Annotated in this window: 17 protein-coding genes, 3 rRNA genes and 2 pseudogenes; 4 read left to right on the forward strand and 18 right to left on the reverse strand. The window is 59.4% G+C overall.

The window, feature by feature from the left end; translation table 11 throughout:
• Positions 1 to 44: 44 nt before the first annotated feature.
• From AB5975_03655 to AB5975_03690, 8 genes and pseudogenes are all read right to left on the reverse strand, one after another.
• Complete coding sequence (locus AB5975_03655; GenBank protein XDR21026.1) at positions 45 to 1034, reverse strand: asparaginase; 990 nt, start codon at positions 1032 to 1034, stop codon at positions 45 to 47.
• A pseudogene (locus tag AB5975_03660) lies at positions 1031 to 1692 on the reverse strand (hypothetical protein). The gene AB5975_03655 and the pseudogene AB5975_03660 overlap by 4 nt, the downstream one beginning before the upstream one ends.
• A 10-nt stretch (positions 1693 to 1702) precedes the next feature.
• On the reverse strand, positions 1703 to 2599 hold the full coding sequence (locus AB5975_03665) for a nitrilase family protein (protein XDR21027.1): 897 nt from the start codon (positions 2597 to 2599) through the stop codon (positions 1703 to 1705).
• 145 nt (positions 2600 to 2744) lie between these two features.
• Positions 2745 to 4279, reverse strand: a pseudogene (locus AB5975_03670) (FAD-dependent oxidoreductase).
• 127 nt (positions 4280 to 4406) lie between these two features.
• Positions 4407 to 6050, reverse strand: coding sequence for an acetolactate synthase large subunit (locus tag AB5975_03675; protein XDR21028.1), 1644 nt, complete (start codon positions 6048 to 6050; stop codon positions 4407 to 4409).
• Between the two features lie 260 nt (positions 6051 to 6310).
• Positions 6311 to 6426: ribosomal RNA gene (gene rrf / locus AB5975_03680) — 5S ribosomal RNA — on the reverse strand.
• Between the two features lie 136 nt (positions 6427 to 6562).
• A 23S ribosomal RNA gene (locus tag AB5975_03685) occupies positions 6563 to 9454 on the reverse strand.
• A 278-nt stretch (positions 9455 to 9732) separates the two neighbouring features.
• A 16S ribosomal RNA gene (locus AB5975_03690) occupies positions 9733 to 11268 on the reverse strand.
• Together the 16S, 23S and 5S rRNA genes form the textbook arrangement of a ribosomal RNA operon.
• Before the next feature lie 457 nt (positions 11269 to 11725).
• Here AB5975_03690 and AB5975_03695 point away from each other — a divergent pair.
• A complete protein-coding gene (locus AB5975_03695; GenBank protein XDR21029.1) occupies positions 11726 to 12622 on the forward strand; it encodes a formate/nitrite transporter family protein in 897 nt (298 codons plus the stop codon).
• 3 nt (positions 12623 to 12625) lie between these two features.
• Here the strand turns inward: AB5975_03695 and AB5975_03700 are convergent, their stop codons facing one another.
• The gene (locus tag AB5975_03700; GenBank protein XDR21030.1) at positions 12626 to 13717 is read right to left on the reverse strand and encodes an MBL fold metallo-hydrolase; all 1092 of its coding nucleotides are present in this window, start codon (positions 13715 to 13717) and stop codon (positions 12626 to 12628) included.
• 128 nt (positions 13718 to 13845) lie between these two features.
• On the opposite strand from AB5975_03700, the gene AB5975_03705 reads away from it, so the two are divergent.
• Positions 13846 to 14919 carry a diguanylate cyclase gene (locus AB5975_03705; protein ID XDR22915.1) on the forward strand — a complete coding sequence of 358 codons (1074 nt, stop codon included), beginning with the start codon at positions 13846 to 13848 and terminating at the stop codon, positions 14917 to 14919.
• A 51-nt stretch (positions 14920 to 14970) separates the two neighbouring features.
• Complete coding sequence (locus AB5975_03710) at positions 14971 to 17556, forward strand: EAL domain-containing protein (GenBank protein XDR21031.1); 2586 nt, start codon at positions 14971 to 14973, stop codon at positions 17554 to 17556.
• Positions 17557 to 17575: 19 nt separating this feature from the next.
• On the opposite strand, the gene AB5975_03715 is transcribed toward AB5975_03710, so the two are convergent.
• Together AB5975_03715 and AB5975_03720 are read right to left on the reverse strand one after the other, a co-directional pair.
• On the reverse strand, positions 17576 to 17905 hold the full coding sequence (locus AB5975_03715) for a DUF2025 family protein (protein XDR21032.1): 330 nt from the start codon (positions 17903 to 17905) through the stop codon (positions 17576 to 17578).
• A 119-nt stretch (positions 17906 to 18024) separates the two neighbouring features.
• Positions 18025 to 18939 (reverse strand): LysR family transcriptional regulator, encoded by a 915-nt coding sequence (locus AB5975_03720; protein XDR21033.1) that lies wholly within the window; start codon positions 18937 to 18939, stop codon positions 18025 to 18027.
• Between the two features lie 113 nt (positions 18940 to 19052).
• On the opposite strand from AB5975_03720, the gene AB5975_03725 reads away from it, so the two are divergent.
• Entirely contained in the window at positions 19053 to 19811 is a 759-nt protein-coding gene (locus tag AB5975_03725; protein ID XDR21034.1) for an SDR family NAD(P)-dependent oxidoreductase, read from the forward strand.
• Between the two features lie 41 nt (positions 19812 to 19852).
• Here the strand turns inward: AB5975_03725 and AB5975_03730 are convergent, their stop codons facing one another.
• The 7 genes from AB5975_03730 to AB5975_03760 form a co-directional block, all read right to left on the reverse strand.
• On the reverse strand, positions 19853 to 20719 hold the full coding sequence (locus AB5975_03730; GenBank protein ID XDR21035.1) for an efflux RND transporter periplasmic adaptor subunit: 867 nt from the start codon (positions 20717 to 20719) through the stop codon (positions 19853 to 19855).
• Positions 20720 to 20731: 12 nt separating this feature from the next.
• The gene (locus AB5975_03735) at positions 20732 to 20938 is read right to left on the reverse strand and encodes a DUF1656 domain-containing protein (protein ID XDR21036.1); all 207 of its coding nucleotides are present in this window, start codon (positions 20936 to 20938) and stop codon (positions 20732 to 20734) included.
• The gene (locus AB5975_03740; GenBank protein XDR21037.1) at positions 20925 to 22913 is read right to left on the reverse strand and encodes an FUSC family protein; all 1989 of its coding nucleotides are present in this window, start codon (positions 22911 to 22913) and stop codon (positions 20925 to 20927) included. Before AB5975_03740 ends, AB5975_03735 begins: the two co-directional genes overlap by 14 nt.
• A 216-nt stretch (positions 22914 to 23129) precedes the next feature.
• Positions 23130 to 23246 carry a cytochrome c oxidase subunit CcoM gene (gene ccoM / locus AB5975_03745; protein XDR21038.1) on the reverse strand — a complete coding sequence of 39 codons (117 nt, stop codon included), beginning with the start codon at positions 23244 to 23246 and terminating at the stop codon, positions 23130 to 23132.
• 136 nt (positions 23247 to 23382) lie between these two features.
• On the reverse strand, positions 23383 to 23544 hold the full coding sequence (locus AB5975_03750; GenBank protein XDR21039.1) for a hypothetical protein: 162 nt from the start codon (positions 23542 to 23544) through the stop codon (positions 23383 to 23385).
• A 66-nt stretch (positions 23545 to 23610) separates the two neighbouring features.
• Positions 23611 to 23940, reverse strand: a complete 330-nt coding sequence (locus AB5975_03755; protein ID XDR21040.1) for an aspartate-semialdehyde dehydrogenase — start codon at positions 23938 to 23940, stop codon at positions 23611 to 23613.
• Positions 23941 to 24003: 63 nt separating this feature from the next.
• Complete coding sequence (locus AB5975_03760) at positions 24004 to 24699, reverse strand: M949_RS01915 family surface polysaccharide biosynthesis protein (GenBank protein XDR21041.1); 696 nt, start codon at positions 24697 to 24699, stop codon at positions 24004 to 24006.
• Positions 24700 to 24761 lie beyond the last annotated feature (62 nt).

Here is a 24761-nt window from a genome sequence, read left to right on the forward strand (position 1 = left end):
CGGCGCAAGGGCTGCCCGCGAGCACCACTGCGCGGGCAGATTCCTCAGATGGCCAACCAGCCCTGCAACTCATGCTGCCGTTCGGTGCCAATCAGCAGCCAAAGCAAGATGCGGCACTTGCGCGGGCAGAGGTGCCCGGCCATTTGCACGCCTTTGCGCTGCAGGTCGATCTCGGAGCCTGCAAACCCGTATGTTGTCCGGGCTGTAGGGCCTCTACCTGTGCGGGTGGCTACAATGACCGGCAAGGTGGGCGCCAGATGCTCCAGCACATCGGACCAAGTACCGGAAACGTGCCCAGCACCGAAACCAGCAATGACCAGCCCTTCATAGCCCAATGGAGCCACAGCCTGCAGCAGCGCTGTGTCCACATCCAGACAAGCCTCCAGAAGGGCAACGCGCTGGTCGGTTCGGCCCGGTAACGGCAGCACAGCCCGACGACCTGGCGGATGGCGATAGACCACAACACCCTCTACAACTTCCGCCGAAGGGCCGAAGCCTGGTGACTCGAAAGCCGCCATCGCCAGGCTGGCCATCTTGCGAACCCTTGCCGCGCAATGGACCTGATCATTCATCACCACCAGTACACCACGCCCACGGCTGCCTTGTGCCAATGCAACCTGTGCCGCAGCCAGCAGGTTGGCCGGGCCATCGTTGCCCACCTGGCTGGCCGAGCGCATGGCACCGGTCATCACCAACGGTGCATCGAATGGCCAGAGCAGATCAAGGAAATAGGCCGCTTCCTCAAGGCTGTCGGTGCCTTGGGTCAGGATCACCGCCTGGGCACCGCGCTCCACCTCGCTACGAGCCCAAACCAGCACATCCAACAACGCCGCGAATCCCAGCGATGCACTGGGGGCCAGGGACAATGAAGCAACGTTCAACTGCGCCATTTCGCGCAACTGTGGGACTTGAAGCAGTTGCTGCTCACAATCCAGGGTTGGGGCCACGCCACAGCCAGCAGCCCCAGCCTGCATGCTGACGGTACCCCCTAAACTGGCGATCGACAGCCTGGGCAGGCTTGAATGCTCAATCATGCGTCTCCTCCCACAAGTAACCCGATCAACGGCACAATTCCCAGCGTGCTGATGGCCATCGACATCACGTTGCCAATGTAGCCATGCACATAGGCCGGCAACCGGCGCGTGATCGCCACCGCCAGCGGCGGAGCCACCAGCGCCCCCAGCACAGCACTGCTCACCACGACTTCCCAGCTGCCGCCATGCGTCAGCACCGCGGCCGGAACGATCGAGACAATCGGAATGTAGGTAGGGTACCACCCACGGGCTTGCCACTGGCTACGCCAGATGACGACACCAACCAGGGACGCCAGGGCCTGCCCTGCCACAATGTGCATCACCAGCATTGAACCGTATGCCGGTGCAGCCGGGGCCACAGCCCGCTGCCATAGCAGATGGCAAAACCTTGCCATCGATACCCGCGAACATGGGCCCAATGCGCCAGGCAAGCCCCTAGCAACAAGCCCAGAGCAGGCAGTTCATGTTTGTAGAATGCCACCTCGCTGATATCACCCACTATCCAGCGCAAGCGGCTTAGCGGCTGATCGAGTGTCGCCGCCAGTTGCGCGTAGTCCGGCCATTGGCCCAGCGCTAGGCTGGCTACCAGCAGTATCAACAAGCAAATGAAGAGCAACACAGGGGAGCGCTGCCGACTGGACAAACGTAATGCCTTCATACGCGCCCCCTCAGCGTGGCATAGGCGTATGCAGGCGATAGCCAAGCGACGCATCATAGAGGTCGGTGCGGCGGTCACGCTGCAGGTCGTTGAGGCTGTTCCAGATCGGTGCTGAACGCGCGCTGCTAAGGTCGACGTCGGCATACAGAATGGCCTCCTCCTGCGCACTGGCAACCTCCCCGATAGGCCAACCATTGGTACCGGCGATCAATGAACAACCGAGAAAGCGCCCTCCCCGTTCATTGCCGATACGGTTGGCGGCGGCAATGTAGACATTGTTTACGTGCGCGGCGGTCATGGTCAGGTACGAGGCCATGCAACGACCTGCTTCGTCGAACAGGGGGGGTGGAGTCCACACCCAATTGTTCAAACTGCAAATGATGTCGGCGCCTTGTGCGGCCATAAGCCGCGGCACTTCAGGGAACCAGATATCCCAGCAGATCAACAGGCCTATACGACCGATAGGTGTCTCGAACACAGGGAACCCGAGGTTGCCCGGGGTGAACCAGAGCTTCTCCTGGTTCCATAGGTGAGCCTTGCGGTAATGCCCTAGCAGGCCGTTGGGGCCGAACAGTGCGGCACTGTCGTATAGCTTCAGTCCATCACGCTCGGTGAAACCCGCTGCCAGATACACCCGGTGCTCTCTGGCGAACGCTGCCCAGGCTTTCAGGCTGCGGCCCTCCTGCAACGTCTCGGCATGGGCGTAGGCCTCGGCACGGGAGTGGAAGGTATAGCCGGTGTTGGCCAGCTCGGGCAGCACGATCAGATTGGCGCCTTCACGCGCCGCGCGTCGAGCCAGTGCCAAGCCTTTGCTCAAATTGCCGTCGCTGTGTTCGACCCCGACCTGAGGGTCGTACTGGATGACGGCAATACGGACAGGGCTGACGGGGGTGCTGTGTTCAGACATGGCGGCTTCCTTCTTGTGGTTGTTTTGGAAGGTCGCCAGTAGAGCGGGGTTCGGCTTGGCGGGGACAGTCGGGTGAGTCCTATGGGGTCGACAGACAAGCGAATAATTGCAATAGGAAAAGTCTCACAGAAACGCTCGGGCGCCGCTATTTCCCAACTTGATAATGGGGGTAGTCCTCAAGGGTGAAGCCACCATTGAACGCCGCTGAAGTTCGATGGCAGAGGTTGATGACTGCATCCAGCGCGGTACGCAAACACGGCTCGGTCCAGCCGGCGTCAACAGAGAAAGACTCTCCAGCCAGATACAGCCCTGAGCGGGCTGAAATCGCGGTTGTATTTCATCAGCCCGACCGCGTCATAGTAGGTACCTGCTCGATACAGCTTCGCGCAGCCGAGCGCATTTTTGTCCGTCATCCAGCGCTGTATGCAAATGTTTCGGGTATCGATATAGGGCGATATGGCTTCATGCAGTCATCGGCGTAATGGTCGTTGTATCGGTAGGCATAGACGTCGTGGACAAAGCTGTCGGTGACGAGAATCTGCGGTAGCGCCGAGTTGCGGTCCAGATAGTGCTTCTTCAGTGGCGCATAGACCTTGCAGCTGGTTTCCCAATGAGCGTGGTTCCATGCGTCCATAATCGACTGCGGGAGTGCCCAATATAAGCCGGCCCGTTGAACATCAGCCCTCTGCTATCAGGCACAGTGCTGGCCTCCAGATACGGTGCAGCATATGGCACACCTTCCTTATCGACACGGCCATGCACCAGCTGCAAATGGCTGCTGAAACCCAAAATTGCTGTACGTAGTGGGTAAAGGCAGCAGACGTCATAGAACGCTCCCCAGCTCCCATCACCAATGCCGATGGAATAGAAAATGGCCGACTCTTCACGGCTCATGCCCAACCCACCGAAATCACCAGGGTTGGCGGGGTCCCACGCTGTCAGCACCGGCAAATGTACCAAATCCCTGAATGACATCAGGTGATAGCGCTCGACAACACTCTGCCATATCGACGCCCAGCATTGCGTGCCATATACCACAGCGATGCGCTCGGCAAACTGCCCGGCGAAGCGGTACCATTTTTCATAGACCTTTTGCAGTGTGGCTGTAGGTGGAGGGGTATTCCCTTCTGGATTTCGCCAAATCAGCAGCTCTGGCTTCTCCTCTCCTTCTAGTTGTCCATTCCGAAGATAGATACCCGTTGCATTCACCCAGGGTGTCCCAGGGTTTGGAAATTCGGAAAGCCGTAGCTCGAACAGCTTGGCGTAATAGGCCATAAGCGAGCGTCCATCTTTAGGCGGTTCGCCTGTCCTGCTGAACAAAGGTATACGCATGGCCCCCATCTCGAATGGCGTTGAAGGCTGCTTGTGATTACCGCCTTTGTTCACCACAGTCAGGTGGCGACCGCCCACACGCTGCGACTGCTCTATCAAGGTGATGCGGGTGAAACCACAGCGTAGCAATTCCCGAGCAGCAGTTAACCCTGTGACACCAGCACCGACAATGCAGATCCGATGTTCCGGTTGGGCGGCACTTGCAACGCCTCCCGGTTGTTCAACCAGACGTCGGTAATCGAAGCAGAGGTCTGGTGGATTCGGAAACCGTGCGGCCCACGGCTGCAAGGGCAAGGATGGCTCAAGGGCCAGATCAGCAGGATAGTTGTGGGTCGAACCGATGGTCATGTTCTCGGGCGCTCCATGAATTGAGAAGCCTGAGCATGATCGAGTTGAGATGTGCGGAGTGTTGGTTATGTGTCACCAACACCCACAGAATCGAGAAAGGCCTGTGGGTGTTGGCTTGCGTTGGACGTTATACCGCCAGCGCGCGCTCACGCAACTCGCTGTTGAGGATGCGGTCGTTCTCGCTGTAGTCGACCGGGCAGTCGATCACGTGCACGCCTGGGGTCTTGATGCAGTGTTCCAGCAGCGGCAGCAGGCCTTCGGCGCTTTCCACGCGGTGGCCATTGGCACCATAGGCTTCGGCGTATTTGACGAAGTCCGGGTTGCCGTAGTCCAGGCCGAAATCGGTGAAGCCCATGTTGGCCTGCTTCCAGCGGATCATGCCATAGCCGTCGTCACGCAGGATCACCACGGTGATGTGCATGCCCAGACGTACCGCAGTTTCCAGCTCCTGGCTGTTCATCATAAAGCCACCGTCACCGCACACCGAAATCACCGGGCGGTCCGGGTGCACCAGGTGCGCGGCCATCGCCGATGGCAAGCCGGCGCCCATGGTCGCCAGGGCGTTGTCCAGCAGCACGGTGTTGGGCTTGTGCGCCTTGTAGTTACGGGCGAACCAGATCTTGTAGATGCCGTTGTCCAGGGCAACGATGCCTTCGGACGGCAGTACACGACGGATGTCGGCCACCAGGCGCTGCGGGTAGACCGGGAAGCGGTTATCGTCGGCACCTTCGGCGATCTGTGCTTCGTTGGCTTCACGAATGGCCATCAGGCGGGTGAAGTCCCAGTGCGACGTGTCGTTCAGCGCTTCGCTGATCTGCCAAACAGCGTTGGCAATGTCGCCGATCACTTCAACCTGCGGGAAGTACACGGCATCGACTTCAGCGGAGCGGAAGTTGATGTGAATGACCTCGGTGCCGCCACGGACCATGAAGAATGGCGGCTTCTCGATCACGTCGTGGCCGATGTTGATGATCAGGTCGGCCGCTTCGACGGCGCGGTGAACGAAGTCACCCGACGACAGCGCGGCGTTGCCCAGGAAGCGCGGGTGGCGCTCGTCGACCACACCTTTACCCATCTGGGTGGTGATGAACGGGATGCCGGTCTTGTCGATCAGTTGCTTGAGGACCTTGGCGGTCATCTTGCGGTTGGCGCCTGCGCCGATCACCAGGATCGGGTTACGGGCGTTCAGCAGTTTCTCGACGGCTGCTTCGATGGCCACGTGCTCGGCCAGCGGGCGGCGGTGCAGGCTGCGCGGGATCGGCAGTGCATCAGTCTGCTCGGCGGCGATGTCTTCTGGCAGTTCCAGGTGTACCGCCCCCGGCTTTTCTTCTTCGGCCAGGCGGAAGGCTTCGCGCATGCGCGACGGGATGTTGTCGGCCGAGGCGAACTGGTGGGTGTACTTGGTGATGGGGTCCATCATGCCGCACACGTCAATGATCTGGAAGCGGCCCTGCTTGGACTTCTTGATCGGCTTCTGCCCGGTGATCATCATCATCGGCATGCCGCCCAGGTAGGCATAGGCGCTGGCGGTGACCAGGTTGGTGGCGCCAGGGCCGAGGGTCGACAGGCTGACGCCGGTCTTGCCGGTCAGGCGGCCGTAGGTGGCAGCCATGAAACCTGCAGACTGCTCGTGACGGGTCAGTACCAGCTTGATCTTCGACTTGCGCAGGGATTCGAGCAGGTCGAGGTTTTCCTCACCAGGAATGCCGAATACATACTCGACACCTTCGTTTTCCAGGCATTGCACAACGACATCGGCGGCCTTGGCCATCTTGCTTGCTACCTCAAGTGATGGGACGGTGGAAGTCCAGAAATGCGCAGCACGGTACGCTGGCATCGCCAGGTGCAGGGGCAGGAGTGCCCTGAACAAAGTCTTGACGTAGGGGGGCAACAGGAAAGTCACGTTAATGCGATGGGATATTGTCGCAGGTACCAGTAGGAACAGCCTTGTGCGGCTGTAGGAGTTGCAATTTTCAGGCGAAAGGACAAAACCCCTACCTGCATGTGCAGATAGGGGTTTTGCGAAATGAATCTTGACGATGACCTACTCTCACATGGGGAAACCCCACACTACCATCGGCGATGCATCGTTTCACTGCTGAGTTCGGGATGGGATCAGGTGGTTCCAATGCTCTATGGTCGTCAAGAAATTCTGTAGCCAGAATGTCCAGATGGACAGCCCAGCGAATTCGGATATGTGATTGTGTGGTTCGTTGCGAACTTTCGGTTCGTATCATCTTCACCACCGCAATTTGGCTGACGCACAAATTGCTTGGGTGTTATATGGTCAAGCCTCACGGGCAATTAGTATTGGTTAGCTCAACGCCTCACAGCGCTTACACACCCAACCTATCAACGTCGTAGTCTTCGACGGCCCTTTAGGGGATTCAAGATCCCAGTGAGATCTCATCTTGAGGCAAGTTTCCCGCTTAGATGCTTTCAGCGGTTATCTCTTCCGAACATAGCTACCCGGCAATGCCACTGGCGTGACAACCGGAACACCAGAGGTTCGTCCACTCCGGTCCTCTCGTACTAGGAGCAGCCCCTCTCAAATCTCAAACGTCCACGGCAGATAGGGACCGAACTGTCTCACGACGTTCTAAACCCAGCTCGCGTACCACTTTAAATGGCGAACAGCCATACCCTTGGGACCGGCTTCAGCCCCAGGATGTGATGAGCCGACATCGAGGTGCCAAACACCGCCGTCGATATGAACTCTTGGGCGGTATCAGCCTGTTATCCCCGGAGTACCTTTTATCCGTTGAGCGATGGCCCTTCCATACAGAACCACCGGATCACTAAGACCTACTTTCGTACCTGCTCGACGTGTGTGTCTCGCAGTCAAGCGCGCTTTTGCCTTTATACTCTACGACCGATTTCCGACCGGTCTGAGCGCACCTTCGTACTCCTCCGTTACTCTTTGGGAGGAGACCGCCCCAGTCAAACTACCCACCATACACTGTCCTCGATCCGGATAACGGACCTGAGTTAGAACCTCAAAGTTGCCAGGGTGGTATTTCAAGGATGGCTCCATGAGAACTGGCGTCCCCACTTCAAAGCCTCCCACCTATCCTACACAAGCAAATTCAAAGTCCAGTGCAAAGCTATAGTAAAGGTTCACGGGGTCTTTCCGTCTAGCCGCGGATACACTGCATCTTCACAGCGATTTCAATTTCACTGAGTCTCGGGTGGAGACAGCGCCGCCATCGTTACGCCATTCGTGCAGGTCGGAACTTACCCGACAAGGAATTTCGCTACCTTAGGACCGTTATAGTTACGGCCGCCGTTTACCGGGGCTTCGATCAAGAGCTTCGCTTGCGCTAACCCCATCAATTAACCTTCCGGCACCGGGCAGGCGTCACACCCTATACGTCCACTTTCGTGTTTGCAGAGTGCTGTGTTTTTAATAAACAGTCGCAGCGGCCTGGTATCTTCGACCGGCATGGGCTTACGGAGCAAGTCCTTAACCCTCGCCGGCGCACCTTCTCCCGAAGTTACGGTGCCATTTTGCCTAGTTCCTTCACCCGAGTTCTCTCAAGCGCCTTGGTATTCTCTACCTAACCACCTGTGTCGGTTTGGGGTACGGTTCCCAGTTATCTGAAGCTTAGGAGCTTTTCTTGGAAGCATGGTATCAACCACTTCGTCGCCTAAAGGCAACTCGTCATCAGCTCTCGGCCTTGAAATCCCGGATTTGCCTAAGATTCCAGCCTACCACCTTAAACCTGGACAACCAACGCCAGGCTGGCCTAACCTTCTCCGTCCCTCCATCGCAATAACTGGAAGTACAGGAATATTAACCTGTTTTCCATCGACTACGCTTTTCAGCCTCGCCTTAGGGACCGACTAACCCTGCGTCGATTAACGTTGCGCAGGAAACCTTGGTCTTTCGGCGTGCGAGTTTTTCACTCGCATTGTCGTTACTCATGTCAGCATTCGCACTTCTGATACCTCCAGCAAGCTTCTCAACTCACCTTCACAGGCTTACAGAACGCTCCTCTACCGCATCACCAAAAGGTGATACCCGTAGCTTCGGTGCATGGTTTGAGCCCCGTTACATCTTCCGCGCAGGCCGACTCGACTAGTGAGCTATTACGCTTTCTTTAAAGGGTGGCTGCTTCTAAGCCAACCTCCTAGCTGTCTAAGCCTTCCCACATCGTTTCCCACTTAACCATGACTTTGGGACCTTAGCTGACGGTCTGGGTTGTTTCCCTTTTCACGACGGACGTTAGCACCCGCCGTGTGTCTCCCATGCTCGGCACTTGTAGGTATTCGGAGTTTGCATCGGTTTGGTAAGTCGGGATGACCCCCTAGCCGAAACAGTGCTCTACCCCTACAGTGATACATGAGGCGCTACCTAAATAGCTTTCGAGGAGAACCAGCTATCTCCGAGCTTGATTAGCCTTTCACTCCGATCCACAGGTCATCCGCTAACTTTTCAACGGTAGTCGGTTCGGTCCTCCAGTCAGTGTTACCTAACCTTCAACCTGCCCATGGATAGATCGCCCGGTTTCGGGTCTATACCCAGCGACTAAACGCCCTATTAAGACTCGCTTTCGCTACGCCTCCCCTATTCGGTTAAGCTCGCCACTGAATATAAGTCGCTGACCCATTATACAAAAGGTACGCAGTCACCTAACAAAGTAGGCTCCCACTGCTTGTACGCATACGGTTTCAGGTTCTATTTCACTCCCCTCTCCGGGGTTCTTTTCGCCTTTCCCTCACGGTACTGGTTCACTATCGGTCAGTCAGTAGTATTTAGCCTTGGAGGATGGTCCCCCCATATTCAGACAAAGTTTCTCGTGCTCCGTCCTACTCGATTTCATTGATAAGAGATTTTCGTGTACGGGGCTATCACCCACTATGGCCGCACTTTCCAGAGCGTTCCACTAATCTCAAACCAACTTAAGGGCTGGTCCCCGTTCGCTCGCCACTACTAAGGGAATCTCGGTTGATTTCTTTTCCTCAGGGTACTTAGATGTTTCAGTTCCCCTGGTTCGCCTCTTGCACCTATGTATTCAGTACAAGATAACCAGCTTATGCTGGCTGGGTTCCCCCATTCAGAGATCTCTGGATCACAGTCTGTTTGCCGACTCCCCAAAGCTTATCGCAGGCTACCACGTCTTTCATCGCCTCTGACTGCCAAGGCATCCACCGTATGCGCTTCTTCACTTGACCATATAACCCCAAGCAATCTGGTTATACTGTGAAGACGACATTCGCCGAAAATTCGCACGTCGCTCTTTCGAGCAGAACTCACAAATTTTACCTTAGCCTGATTAACCAGCAGTGAAACTGGCCATCAGTCTATTTCTATCACATATCCGAATTTTTAAAGAACGATCTGACAAAAGTCAGAAATCAACATTCGCAGGGAATGCTCATTTCTGAGTTCTGATCAGCAAATGAATCAAGCAATTCGTGTGGGAGCTCATCAGTAGGCTGATGTCGTCGATTAAGGAGGTGATCCAGCCGCAGGTTCCCCTACGGCTACCTTGTTACGACTTCACCCCAGTCATGAATCACACCGTGGTAACCGTCCTCCCGAAGGTTAGACTAGCTACTTCTGGTGCAACCCACTCCCATGGTGTGACGGGCGGTGTGTACAAGGCCCGGGAACGTATTCACCGCGACATTCTGATTCGCGATTACTAGCGATTCCGACTTCACGCAGTCGAGTTGCAGACTGCGATCCGGACTACGATCGGTTTTGTGAGATTAGCTCCACCTCGCGGCTTGGCAACCCTCTGTACCGACCATTGTAGCACGTGTGTAGCCCAGGCCGTAAGGGCCATGATGACTTGACGTCATCCCCACCTTCCTCCGGTTTGTCACCGGCAGTCTCCTAGAGTGCCCACCATAACGTGCTGGTAACTAAGGACAAGGGTTGCGCTCGTTACGGGACTTAACCCAACATCTCACGACACGAGCTGACGACAGCCATGCAGCACCTGTGTCAGAGTTCCCGAAGGCACCAATCCATCTCTGGAAAGTTCTCTGCATGTCAAGGCCTGGTAAGGTTCTTCGCGTTGCTTCGAATTAAACCACATGCTCCACCGCTTGTGCGGGCCCCCGTCAATTCATTTGAGTTTTAACCTTGCGGCCGTACTCCCCAGGCGGTCAACTTAATGCGTTAGCTGCGCCACTAAAATCTCAAGGATTCCAACGGCTAGTTGACATCGTTTACGGCGTGGACTACCAGGGTATCTAATCCTGTTTGCTCCCCACGCTTTCGCACCTCAGTGTCAGTATCAGTCCAGGTGGTCGCCTTCGCCACTGGTGTTCCTTCCTATATCTACGCATTTCACCGCTACACAGGAAATTCCACCACCCTCTACCGTACTCTAGCTTGCCAGTTTTGGATGCAGTTCCCAGGTTGAGCCCGGGGCTTTCACATCCAACTTAACAAACCACCTACGCGCGCTTTACGCCCAGTAATTCCGATTAACGCTTGCACCCTCTGTATTACCGCGGCTGCTGGCACAGAGTTAGCCGGTGCTTATTCTGTCGGTAACGTCAAAACAGCAAGGTATTAGCTTACTGCCCTTCCTCCCAACTTAAAGTGCTTTACAATCCGAAGACCTTCTTCACACACGCGGCATGGCTGGATCAGGCTTTCGCCCATTGTCCAATATTCCCCACTGCTGCCTCCCGTAGGAGTCTGGACCGTGTCTCAGTTCCAGTGTGACTGATCATCCTCTCAGACCAGTTACGGATCGTCGCCTTGGTGAGCCATTACCCCACCAACTAGCTAATCCGACCTAGGCTCATCTGATAGCGCAAGGCCCGAAGGTCCCCTGCTTTCTCCCGTAGGACGTATGCGGTATTAGCGTTCCTTTCGAAACGTTGTCCCCCACTACCAGGCAGATTCCTAGGCATTACTCACCCGTCCGCCGCTGAATCAAGGAGCAAGCTCCCGTCATCCGCTCGACTTGCATGTGTTAGGCCTGCCGCCAGCGTTCAATCTGAGCCATGATCAAACTCTTCAGTTCAATACTGCTTGGGTTTTTAAGAAACCCTAAACTTGGCTCAGCAATCTCAAATGACTATGTGATTTCTCGCATGGCCACTTGTGATGCTGATAATCTTTTTGACTATCAGTCCGTACTCACAAGCACCCACACGAATTGCTTGATTCAATTTGTTAAAGAGCGTTTGGTTAAGAGCTTTTCGTCTCAACCGAGGCGCGCATTCTACGCTTTCCTCAGAGCCTGTCAAGCGTTTATTTTGAAGTTTTTTACCACCGCTTTCTTTCGAAAGCTAACAACTTCAACAACTTACCGCTTGCCCGAAGCGTTTGTCGCTGCGAGGAGGCGAATAATACGCGCTTTAAAATCAGAGTCAACACCTTGTTCTGAAAAAACTTTCCATCACCGTTTTGCCGCTACTCGGCAACTAATGAAAGCGTCGTGGATCTGTAAAGAAACACCCCCACGGAGCGTAGCGGCCATGAGCGATGCGCAGAGCGAGAAAACCCCCGGCCTGTCTGCAGACGAAGAACAGGAGGTCAGCCACAACCAGCCGCCAAGGGCGGCAGTGCTGCATGAGATCATTCGCAGCCAAGGTGACCAGGAACTGGAGCGCACCCTGGCCGCGCTGTGGTGGTCGGCACTGGCCGCCGGCCTTTCCATGGGGCTGTCACTGATGGCCATGGGGCTGTTCTACGCCCGCCTGCCAGAAGGCGACGGTGCCCAGGTAATCGCCAGCATCGGCTATAGCACGGGCTTTCTTGCCGTGATCCTGGCCCGCCAGCAACTGTTTACCGAAAACACGCTCACTGCCGTGCTCCCCGTCATGACCTCCCCTACTCTGGCCAACTTCGGGCGCCTGCTTCGTCTATGGGGCGTGGTGTTGCTTGGCAATCTGGCCGGCACCCTGCTGGTGGCCTGGGTGATGCTGGAACTGCCGATCTTCGACAGCAAGACCGATGTCGCCTTCTTGGAGGTCGGCCGCAAGGTAATGAAGAACGATATCAGCCAGATGTTCGCCAAGGGCATCGTCTCGGGCTGGATGATCGCCACAATGGTCTGGATGATCCCGTCGATGGAACACGCCAAGATCTGGATCATCCTGATGATTACCTACCTGATGGCCCTTGGCGATTTCACTCATATAGTAGTGGGCTCGGTCGAAGTGTCCTACCTGGTCTGGGCTGGGGATGAAACCTGGCGAAGCTTCTGGCTGGATTTTGCCCTGCCGACGCTGGCGGGCAACATCATCGGCGGCAGCTTCATCTTCGCCCTGATCAGCCATGCCCAAGTGCGCAGTGACAGCGGCAAGCCGCCCTCGCGACTCCTGGACGACGACCAGGCTCAGCCCTCGCCCCGCAGGGACGAGCACAAATGATACTCAGCGCGCCGCTACGGTTCGCTCATGCCCTTGGCCCCGCTGGCGCGCGGGCCGCGGCTGCCACCAGTTCTGCCCGGCATGCGGTGAGCCCAGGCTGACCCGTTCCCCCATCTGCGGTGTGCTCAGGCGCACCTGAGCCTCATTGGCCAACGCAACAATACGCTCGAAAGGCTCCTGCCAGCCATGGATGGACAGGTCGAAAGTGCCGTTGTGAATCGGTAGCATCCAGCGGCCGCGCAAATCCAGGTGGGCCTGCAGGCTCTGCTCCGGCTGCATGTGCACAGCGGGCCAGGCCACGTTGTAGGCACCGGTCTCTATCAGGGTCAGGTCAAACGGCCCGAAGCGCTCGCCAATCTGCTTGAACCCCTCGAAGTACCCAGTATCGCCACTGAAGAACACCCGCACATCCTCATCGACAATCACCCACGACGCCCACAAGGTCCGGTTACTGTCCAGCAAGCCGCGCCCGGAAAAATGCTGTGCCGGGGTGGCGACGAAACGTACGCCATCCACTTCGCTCTCCTGCCACCAGTCCAGTTGCCGCACCTTCGCCGGCTCCACGCCCCAGTTGATCAAGCGGTCGCCCACACCCAATGGCGCCAGGAACACCCCGGTGCGCGGCGCCAACTGGCGAATCGCCTGCTCATCAAGGTGGTCGAAGTGGTCGTGCGACAACACTACCGCCGCCAGCGGCGGCAGCTGGTCCAGCCCCAGCGGTGGCGCATGGAAGCGCAACGGGCCGGCCCACTGCACGGGAGAGGCCCGCTCGGCGAAGACCGGGTCGGTAATGAAGAAACGCCCACGCAATTTGAGCAATACCGTGGAATGGCCCAGGCGCCACAAGCTGTGGTCAGGGGCGTCGAGCACTTGCTGGCGGGTCATGGGCTGCAGGCTGATCGGCGTGGCTGGCCGGGTTTCTGGCGGTTTGCGCAAGAACAGGTACTTTAGCCCAATGCGCAACTTTTTCAGTACACCTTCCTGCGGCAACAATGCCTGGTTGTGAAAACGTCCGTCCCGCTGTGGCGCCGGCTCGCCGGCGGGGTTGGCCAAAGGAACCATCAGCAGTACTCCGAGCAACAGGAAAGCCTTCATGTTACCCCACAGTGATCGGATCAACCGTGAAATGGCTTGTAAGGTCATTTTTCGCCGATGAAACACTGTTCAACAATATTCATGCAAGTTATGCGATAAACGGCACCCGGCAGAAGAACATGACCATGATGGACAACCGCAGCGGCAAAGGCCTTTCTTTCGTCAAGCGCATCTACCTGCCGCGTGTCATCGGCCTGGGCATCGGCCTGTTCAGTGTCATGGCGGCCATTGCGCCGCTGTCGCCACCCACCTGGGCATGGCTGCTGGTACTGTTCAATGGGCTGTTGTGGCCACACATCGCCTACCTGTGGGCTGCCCGCTCGGCAGCGCCGTACCAGGCAGAACAACGCAATTTGCTGCTGGATTCGCTAATGGGCGGGTTCTGGACCGCCGCCATGCACTTCAACCCGCTGCCCAGCGTGACCGTGCTGTCGATGATGACCATGAACAACGTCGCCGCCGGCGGCAAACGCATGGTCTTTCGCGGGGTGCTGGCGCAGCTGGCTGGCATGCTTGTCGCCCTTCTGCTGCTCGGCCCCGGCTTGCAACTGACCGCCACCCCCCTGCAGGTCTATGCCTGCCTGCCAATGCTCACGCTTTACCCGCTGGCCTTGGGCTGGGTGTGCTACCAGCTGGCGATCAAGCTGGGCGACCACAAGCGCCGGCTGAGCGCACTGAGCCTCACCGACAGCCTGACCGGGCTGCTCAACCACGGCGCCTGGAAAGACCTGCTGCTGCTCAAGTTCCAGGCCTGCAAGCAGCAACAGGGGCACGCGGTGATTGCCCTGATCGACATCGACCACTTCAAGACCATCAACGACACCTTCGGCCATGTGGTCGGCGACTGTGTCTTGCGCCAGCTCAGCGTCGAGCTGCGGCGCAACCTGCGCGAAGGCGACCAAGCCGGGCGTTACGGCGGCGACGAGTTCTGCGTGATCCTGCCCGATACCAGCGAAGCCCAGGCCTGTCATGCCATGGAGCGCCTGCGCGAGCAGGTTTCCAGCTACCGCAACCCACAGCTACCCCACTTGCGCATCAGCCTGAGTATCGGCCTGTCACCATTCGAGGCCGGCCTGGAGTCCCCGGAGCACTGGCTCGAACAGGCGGACAAGGCGCTGTACACCGCCAAGCACGCTGGCCGCGATCAAGTCAATTTTGCCCGCGCTGACGCTGCCGCGCTCAAGCTGGCCTATCCTGATTGAACCTCCTTCCTGACTGCCTGGCGGGAGGTTGCCTGAAGGAGCCGCTCGCGCATGGCCAGGACCGCCAACCTTCCACCCGCCAGCCCTACACCACGCTTTCAGGTGCGCCACCTGATTGCCGGTTTCAGCACAGTGTTCGGCCTGGCCTGCCTGGTCATTCTCGGAGCTCTGTTCAATATCGCGACCACGCTCGACCAGCAGGAGCGCCAACGCAGCGCCTTCCATGCAACCCAGGCGCTGGAACAACGGTTGCTCGCCTCGCGCCAGTTTCTGTCCAGCTATGCCGTATGGGATGCAGCCTTCGAGCACCTGGCAGGTGATGTCGACTGGCACTGGGCCTACGAAGAAAAAAATGTAGGTGAGTCGCTGTACAGCGCCAGCGGCTACGAAGGGGTGTTTGTGCTGGAAGACGACCGTACCACCTATGCCTTGTTCAAAGGCCAGCCCAGCCAGGCCGGCGCCAACACGTATATAGACGCACCGCTCCAGCCGATCATTGACCAGGCCCGTGCGGCGGCAATTGCGCGCGAGCAGGTCACCCACTTCGTGTTGTTCAATGGCTGGCCGGCCGTACTCAGTGCAGCGGCCGTGCGCCCTGACCGCGACGTCACCGACAGCGAGGTGAGCCAGGCGCCAGTGATGCTGTTCGTCGACCAGCTTACCGAAGAAAAACTGGCGCAGCTGGGCAAAGGTGCCGGCCTGACGGGCATGCACGTGGAGAAGGAAGATAAACAGCAGCATGGCCACCTGCGTATCGACCTGGGCGACACCGGCTATCACCTGTCCTGGAGCAGCCCGCTGCCTGGGCACCAACTCTTGTGGGCAGTATTGCCAGCTCTGTTGAGCGTGCTGCTGATACTCGGCTTGGTCATGCTGTACCTGTGCCGCCATGCCTTGCGCAGCTCACGAGCAGTCGGCCTGACCCTGCTCCACCTGCAACAGAGCAACCAGGCACTGGAGGCCAGCGAGCAACGTTTTCGCGCGGTAGCCGAGTCGGCATCCGACTGGATCTGGGAAACCGACCGGCAACAACGCCTGACCTACCTGTCGCAACGCTTTGCCAACGTCACCGGCTACCCGGTAGACGACTGGCTGGGCCACCCGCTCAACCAGCTGCTGGCCTGCGATACCACACCGTTGTCGCCCTGGCTGGACGTATTGACTACCGCCGACCCGCAGCAGTTGGCCAACCTGCGGTGCACCTACCGAGACCCGAATGGCCAAAACCGTTATTGCCGGATTTCCGCCCGCGCCATCTGGCACGACGGCAAGGCGCTTGGCTTTCGAGGAACGGCCAGCGATATAACCGACGAAGTCGACGCCCACGCGCGCATCCAGCACCTGTCGCTGCACGACCCACTGACCGGGCTGGCCAACCGCAACAAGCTGGCCAGGCACCTGGAACAGGCACTGCTTCGCGGCAATGACTCACCGCCGCTCACCCTGCTGCTGCTGGACCTGGACAACTTCAAGCCGATCAACGACTCGCTCGGCCATGCCGCTGGCGATGCCGTGCTACAAGAAGTGGCAACGCGCCTGCGCGACACCACCCGCGATGGCGACCTGGTCGCGCGCCTGGGCGGCGACGAGTTCATCCTGGTACTCGGCGGCATGGACAACCGTAGCGAAATCGACCGCTTCTGTGCGCGGCTGATTGGCCTGCTGCAGCAACCCATCATCTTCGACGGCCAGCAGTTGCACATTGGCGCCAGTATTGGCGTTGCCCAGACCCGCACTCAAGGCTTCGATGCCGGCGAGCTGATTCGCTGCGCCGACATTGCCCTGTACCAGGCCAAGGCCGACGGCAAGAACACCTGGCGCTACTTCGCTGCCGAAATGAACCAGCAAATCCAGTACCGCCGCCAGTTGGAGAACGACCTGCGCCGGGCTTTGCGCAATCAGGAGTTCGTGTTGCATTACCAGCCGCGCTACCGCCTCGGCGACCTGCGCATCGTCGGAGTCGAAGCGTTGCTGCGCTGGCAGCACCCACAGGAAGGGTTGCTGGGGCCGGATACCTTCATCCCGCTGGCCGAGCAGAGCGACATCATCGTTGCGCTGGGCCGCTGGGTACTGCGCGAAGCCTGCCGTACCGCCCATGACTGGCCCAACGATGTTCTGGTTTCGGTGAACCTGTCGCCTGCGCAGTTCCTGCGCAGCGATGTGGTGGCCGACGTGCGCGAGATATTGCTGGACACCGCCTTCCCGGCCCAGCGTCTGGAGCTGGAAATTACCGAGAACGTGATGCTCAACGACATCGAGGGCGCGCTGGGCACCATGCTGTCGCTCAAAGAGTTGGGCGTGCGCCTGAACATGGACGATTTCGGTACGGGCTATTCGTCGCTGGGCTACCTGCGTACCTACCCGTTCGACAGCATCAAGATCGACAAGCGCTTCATCAGCGGCCTGAACAACAACGGCGGGAGCGACCGCGCCGTGGTCCAGGCCATCATCAATCTCGGTGAAGCGATGGGGCTGACAGTGACAGCCGAGGGTGTAGAGAGCGAACAGCAGCTCAAGGCGCTGGAAAAGGACCGCTGCCATGAAGTGCAGGGCTACTACATGAGCCGCCCGTTGGACAGTGCAGGGCTGCAGGCGCTGCTGCAGCAAACATCCAAAAACACAGCACAGCCCTTGTAGCAGCCGCGCAAGGCTGCTCCTACACGGGCTGCTGCAGGCTGCGCTCAGCGACGATTTCCGGCAGGTCGCCCCGGCGCAGGTAGGCGCGCAGCGGCTCGCCGATATTCAAGCGGTCATCCACATGCTGCTCCAGCAACAGCGCCAGCCGTTCGCGGCATAGCGCCATACGCTGCCCTTGCTCGGGCCGCCAGACGAACTCGCTGCAGGGGGTAATACTGGCATCGGCCACGTCCATGCCGAACGAGTCCTCGGAGAAACGCACGATATGAACGCCGCGCTTGTCGTGAAAACCGACAAAGCCCTTGAGCTGGTCGGCGGCGTTGCAGATATCCTGGGAAGTAATGGCCATGACGTAACCTCGCAATGAAATCGGAAGATACGCACGCCTGGCGGGAATGGGTCGCCTCTGCCGGGCAACTCGCAGAGGGCAGCCTAACGCAAGTGGCCTTCCATGCGCCATGGCTTTGCTCAATCACTGACCACTGCATCGACCTGGGTGTGCAGCACTTCACCCAGCCACTGCATGAACGCCTGTACCCGGCGTGGCACATGCCGTTGCCGGGCATACAGCAGCGACACCGGCATGGCCGGCGCCTGCCAGTCTTCCAGCAGCGAAACAAGTTCGCCTCGCTGCAGGTGCTCGGCCACCCCCACCGCAGGCACCTGAATCAACCCCAACCCGGCCAGGCAGGCCGCCGAGTAGGCTTCGGCATTGTTGACCGTCACCACACCGGCCATGGCCTGAAATTGCAACTCACCGCCTTGCAGGTATTCGAAGCCGGCGCTGCGCGCACCCAGGGTGCGCACATGATGCACCAGCTGGTGATCGGCCAGGTCCTGCAGAGTACGCGGGACACCATAGCGAGCCAGGTAGGCGGGGCTGGCACAGTTGCGCATGCTCAGTTGCCCAACCGGCCGTGCCACTACATCCAGATCCTGCAATGCGCCAATGCGCATCACGCAATCAAACCCTTCGCGCAGCAGATCGACCTGGCGATCGGTGCAACTGAGTTCCACTTCCAGTCTCGGGAAGCGCTGCAGAAACTGCGGTAGCGCCGGAATGATGACCCGGCGCGCCATCATGGTTGGCAGATCGATGCGCAGGCGCCCGGCCAGCTCGGCATCATCGGCACTGAACAGGCTCTCGATCTCGTCCATGCCCGACAGCAGGTCCTTGCTACGCTCGTACAGCAAGGCGCCATCCTGGGTTGCCTGCACCCGGCGTGTGGTTCGGTTGAACAACTGCGTGCCCAGCAAGCGCTCAAGTGCCCTCACCTGCTCCGATACGGTCGAACGTGGCAACCCCAGGCTCTCGGCAGCCTGGGTGAAACTGCTGACCTCGCTTACCCGCACAAAGGTGCGCAACAACTCCAGCTTGTTCACCACGTGGCCCCTACTATTCGGTTAAAGCGAACAGTATTTCCATATTTTCAGGATTTAACAGCGCCATACCGACCAATAACCTGTCCTCATTCACCCACCATGAGGTTTTCACCATGATCCGCAAAATTGCCCTGATCACCGGCGCCAGTCGCGGCCTCGGCCGCAACGCTGCCGAGCACCTGGCCGCACGCGGCATCGATGTCATCGGCACCTACAACAGCAAGGCAGATGAAGCGCACGCCGTGGCGGCCCGGCTGGAGCAGGCCGGAGTCAAAGCGGCCATGCTGCAACTGGACGTCAGCGACAGCAGCAGCTTTGCCGGTTTCGCCGAGCGCCTGGGCACGACCCTGCAACAACACTTTGGCCGCGAGCGTTTCGACTTTCTGGTGAACAATGCAGGGATTGGGTTGAACGTGCCGTACATCGAAACCACCGAGGCGCAATTCGACCAGTTGTTGAACATTCAGCTCAAAGGGCCGTTTTTCCTCACCCAGCGCCTGCTACCGCTACTGGCGGACAATGGCCGCATCGTCAACATTTCCACCGGCCTGGCGCGCTTTGCGTTGCCGGGGTATGCCGCCTATGCCGCGATGAAAGGCGCAATGGAGGTGCTGACCCGCTACCAGGCCAAGGAACTGGGCGCGCGAGGCATTCGCGTGAACATTCTGGCGCCGGGTGCGATCGAGACCGATTTTGGTGGCGGCGTAGTGCGGGACAACCCGCAGGTGAATGAGTACATCGCTGGCAACACGGCATTGGGGCGGGTGGGGTTGCCGGATGATATCGGGGCAGCGATTGCGCTGCTGCTGGAAGACGGCAATGGCTGGATTACCGGGCAGCGGCTGGAGGTATCGGGCGGGATGTTTCTCTGAGTTCGGCATCTTGGGGCCGCTTTGCGGCCCCAGGGCCTTCACTAGCGATCCTGATCCTCACGCACTTGCACACTCGCGGTCATCCCCGCACTCAGGGTCACCCCTTCCGGCACCTGATCCAGGCGAATCCTCACCGGTATCCGCTGGGCCAGCCGCACCCAGTTGAAAGTGGGTTCCACCTCCGGCAGCAACTGGCTGTCCGGGTTGCTGTTGCGGTCGGTGATGCCGCGGCTGATGCTCTCTACATGCCCCTGCATCGGTTCGCCCGCGCCCATCAGCCAAACTTTCACCGAGTCCCCTACGCCAATGCGCGGCAGCTTGGTTTCCTCGAAATAGGCCTGGATGTAAAAAGTTGAATCATCCACCAGGGCCATCACCGCTTGCCCGGTGTTCACGTAGTTGCCTTCGGCCAGACGCAGGTTGGTGATATGCCCGCTGCGCGGTGCCCGCACTTCACTGCGCGCCAGGTTGATCTTGGCCACCTGCAACTGCGCCTCAGCCTCGTGTAGCTCGCCACGCGCGATGGCGGCATTGATCTGGGCGTTTTCACGCAACTCGGCACTGATCGCCTCGGGCCCCAGGGCAGTTCGCCTGGCTGCCTCTCGCTCGCGCAAGCGCAGTTGCTGGGCGCGAGTTTCAGTCACGGCGCTGGCCTGGTCGAAAGCGGCCTGGAAACGCTCACGGTCGATACTCATCAACAGGTCGCCGGCCTTGACCTGCTGGTTGTCATGCACTTTGAGTTCGCGCACCCAGCCGGACACATCAGGTGCGATTACCACCACATCGGCACGCACCCGGGCATCGCGGGTCCATGGGGTAAGCATGTAGTACTGCCACAGCTGGTAGCCGGCCAACACGGCCAAAGCCACCACACACAGGGTTACCAGAGTACGTACGGCCGCACGCATCGAAACACTCCTTTATAACGCTCCCAGCAGGCGCACCACCAGGAACAACACACAAACGAACAGCGCCGCGTCGAACAGCGCTTCGTGCCAGATCCAGCGCCCCAACGGTGTAGCCTGCACCACCAGGCGCAGCAGGCCGGTGAGCAGCAGCGCCAACAACACATAAAGCAGAAACGGGCTGAGCAGCACGCCGCCCACTTCCCACTCACGCAACCCCATGGGTTTCCTCCTGCCAGCGACACCACTTGCCCCAGCTTTTCTGCAACTGCAGCACCGCCCCCTCGGCCAGCCGTAGCGGGTCGCTGGCAGGCAGGCGGCGCAACGCAGCAAGGAACTGTTCACTGGCAGTATCCAGGCGCTGACCACGCCCGGCAGCCGGCCCTTTGGCCAGCACTGCCTCCACTTGTTGCAGGTACTCACGCTCGGCTAGCCCCAAGGGGGCCTGGGCGACAGCCAGACACATGCGCAGGTGCACCAGTTCGTCGCCGATATCCAGCCCGTGCAGGCCATCATCCCAGCGTTTGCGCTGGTCTTCCGGTAATTCGCTGGCATGCCGCGCCAGTTGCATCAGGCGGTCGGCCATGCGCCCGCCAAACCAGCTGTCGGCCCCGCGCAAATCGCGCCGGGTAAGGCGCACCAAGTCGCTTTGGGTTGCCGCGCGCAAGCGCCGCCCCAGCCAGGCCGGGTGGCGAAACACCAATAAACGAAAGGCCATGACCGCCGCCGATACCCCCACCAGCATCGCCAGGGCACTGTTCAGCAGGGTCGCCACGCCGAACTGCATGGCGTTAAGCGGCGACACCAGCACAATGAAGTGCAGGCAGTAGGAGGTGGCGGTGGCCCCGGTACGTGGGTGGGCCATACCCAATGCGCCCAGAAACAGCGGCACACCCATACCCAGGCAGAGCATGGCGAAGCTGCTCCATTGCGGGAGCAAGATCTGCCCGACCAAAAACGCCGCAGGTATCGCCAAAAAGATCCCCCGCAGAAAGCTCAGGCCAATTTGCGCACCATTCTCGCGGCTGGCGAACAGGCTGCAGACCACACAGGTCAGCACCAGGCCACCCGGCGCCGAAGGCCAGGCCGTGGCCAGCCAGAAGCCGCTCATGACCAGAAAGGCCAGCGCGCTACGCGAACCGAACAGCAAGGCCAGCGACCAATCACGGTGTGCAGCCAGGCCCTGGGACACATCCTTGGGTGCCCTGCCAGCCTCCACATCCTCCAGCGCCTGGCTGGCAGCCATGGCGTAATCCAGCAGCAGGGCCATGCGCGCCAGGCAGAAGTGTTCCGACGGGCTGATCTGCTCATTGTGAGCGGCATCCCAAATGCGCTGGCGTAACAGCAACAGGCTGGGCTGATCGGGTTTGCCCAGCAGCGTGCGCACCTCCTCCAACCTGGGCGCCAGACGCCCGGCCTCCCGCTCATCCAGTTGCCGCCACTGGCGGCGCACCGAACGGGAGATGCGCAACAGCACCATCAGCTTCTGGCTAAGGCCGCGAATGGCACGGGCACGCTGGCGCCCGCGGTTGCCCTCGAACCAGGCATGCTCACGTTGACTGTCGATGGCAACGATGCGCCCCAGGCTGTCCAGCAGGCCTTTACGCGCCTCGTCCTCACCGCCCAGCATGGCGCTGGCGGCTTGCAGGCCGTTCTGCAAAGCCTGCCGTGCTTGCCCGCCCAGTTGCTGCTCGACCCGCATGGGCCAGAGCAAGGCACTGCTGGCTGTAGCGCAGAAAATGCCCAGGCAAATCTCGGTGCAACGGGCCACGGCCTGGTCGAATACCTGCAGCGGGTGGTCGATTGCCGGCAAGGCAATGATCGCCGCGGTGTAGCCGGCCAACACGAAGGCGTAGGCCCAGGCGCTGCGCAACTGGGTGGACGCGGCGGTACAAAGCGCCAGCCACAAGGCCAGGCTAAGCAGAAACAGGCCAGGTGTCTGCGCGAACAGGCCAATTAACACTACCGACATGACGGTGCCGACCAAGGTACCCGCAAACCGCGCCAGGCCTTTCTGAACCACCATGCCCGATAGCGGCTGGGCGACGATGAAAGCCGTCATCAGCGCCCAAGCGGGTTGCTCCAGGCCCCAACGCATCGCCAGCCACAACGCCAGGCCACCACCGAGCAAAGTCTTGATGGCGAACTTGAGGGCGAGGCTGCTGGGGGCGAACAGGGCCTGAAGGGTGATGGGCACGAGGCGGACCTTGCGGGGGAATGGTCTTACTGAAACGATAGACAATGGTGAGCAGGATAAAGCGGAAACGATTAATTAGCTAGCTAATCATCTAAGCAACCCATCTCAGTCAACCTATGCCGACCCTTTCGCGCACAGGCAACACAAAAATTGCAGGCAAAAAAATGGGCGACCGAAGTCGCCCTAAATGCCTTGCGTGCTCGTATACCCGGAAGGTCAGCGCGGCTTGCGCTTTTTCGAGTCCTTCCAGATGAAAATGCCCAGACCGGCAAAGAAAGCGAACATCAACCCGACCGTTACCACACCGGCGATAACCACGTTGTCGAAGAACATGCTGGCCTCCCCATTCGTTTGCCGTTGTCCGATGGAGGGCAAGTTAACCAATGTGGGGACTGGGAAAATTGATCGGGGTCAATGGTGCCCGGGGCCGGGCACGCGAGGCGGGTGCAGGGTTGACCTGCGTCAAGTTTCAGCGCTTCTTGGGCTTGCCCTTGGGCTTCTTTTTCTTGCTGGTGCTCAACGGCAGGGCCTGCTCGAATGCGTTGCGCATCTCGTTCAGGCGTTTTTCCTTGAGGTCGTGGACGCGCTTGGTGCGTTCGGCATCGAAATCGATGAGGTTGTCTTGGCTCATGGGTGGCTCGACGATCAACTGAGAATTGCATGATGAAGCCAGCGGCAGGCGCTGACCAGCCCTGCGTCAGACTTCGATGTCCACCAGCAACCCCTGCCGTACATGCTCGCCCATCAATGGCGCCACTGGCACGGTGTTGTCGGCGTTGACCTCGTCACCCGGTAAGGCGTTGTACCGCTGCTGATCACCCTTTTGCCGACGTTGCTGCTGGCGACGCTGCTCGTCACGCAGCAACAGTGCCTGCTCCTGCGGGTCGCGCTGCTGCTTGAGGTCGATGGCACTTTCACCGGACGCAGGCTGGGCCGGCACCACAGGCTTGATGTCGGGGGTTGGCTTGACCGGGTCCTGTTGCGAGGTCACCGGGGCAGCACTGAGCGGGATGATCGGCGGCAGCATGGACGTTCTCCTATGCCCCATGTATCGGCAGGCGTGGGTTTACCTTGATGTTGTGGGCAACATTTACTCGGCTTCGTCGTCAGGCTCATCGTCGCCTGGCGGGCTGGCTTCGCTCCAAGGCCGCTTGTAAACCTGCTGCCAGACCGCGTCCATATGATCACGCAATACTTGCGGCGCGTTTTTCAGCGAGGCGCTGTCCTCGCGCTCGCCACCGACGGGGTCCTCGCCCGCCGGGGTGATCAGCGACTGGCCGGTAATGGTGTAGCTGGCCTGCCCTTCGCGCATCTCGATGGCGATGTCGTGCGGGTCGATACCGCCACCGCAGAAGGCATGGCTGGCCACGGTCACCTCGGCTACACCATCCTTGTTCAGGTCGCTGACGTCACTGACGTCATTGTAGAAGTCCACGTCCAGGTCCAGCCCCGGGCACGTGGTTTCCTGCTCGATCTGCCAACGCGCCTTGAAGGCGTCACTCTCAGCCGTGCGCCCGTACAAGGTGGCCTTGAGCACCACCTTGTCCACTTCCTGTTCGCTTTCCGGGTCGCTGGCCTGGCCATCGCTGCGGCTCAACACCAGTAGGCCTTCGCCGTCGCGATCACGAAAATGCACGCTCTTGATCGGCGTCTGTACGCCGAGTACCTCAAGCTGCTCCATCGGAATGGGGGGCAAGGTCTCGAAGTTTTTCTGCTCGCAGGCGCTCAGCAGCAGCAGGCTGCCCACGGCCATCGAAGCGCTGATCCAGCGATGCTTGGCAGACATGTTGATGCGAGGCCCTCGTCGGCTGCACGGTGCGAGACGATGAAACGGCTAGACTGACTTAC

This window comes from Pseudomonas putida, from assembly GCA_041071465.1.
GTDB classification, from domain to species: Bacteria; Pseudomonadota; Gammaproteobacteria; order Pseudomonadales; family Pseudomonadaceae; genus Aquipseudomonas; species Aquipseudomonas putida_P.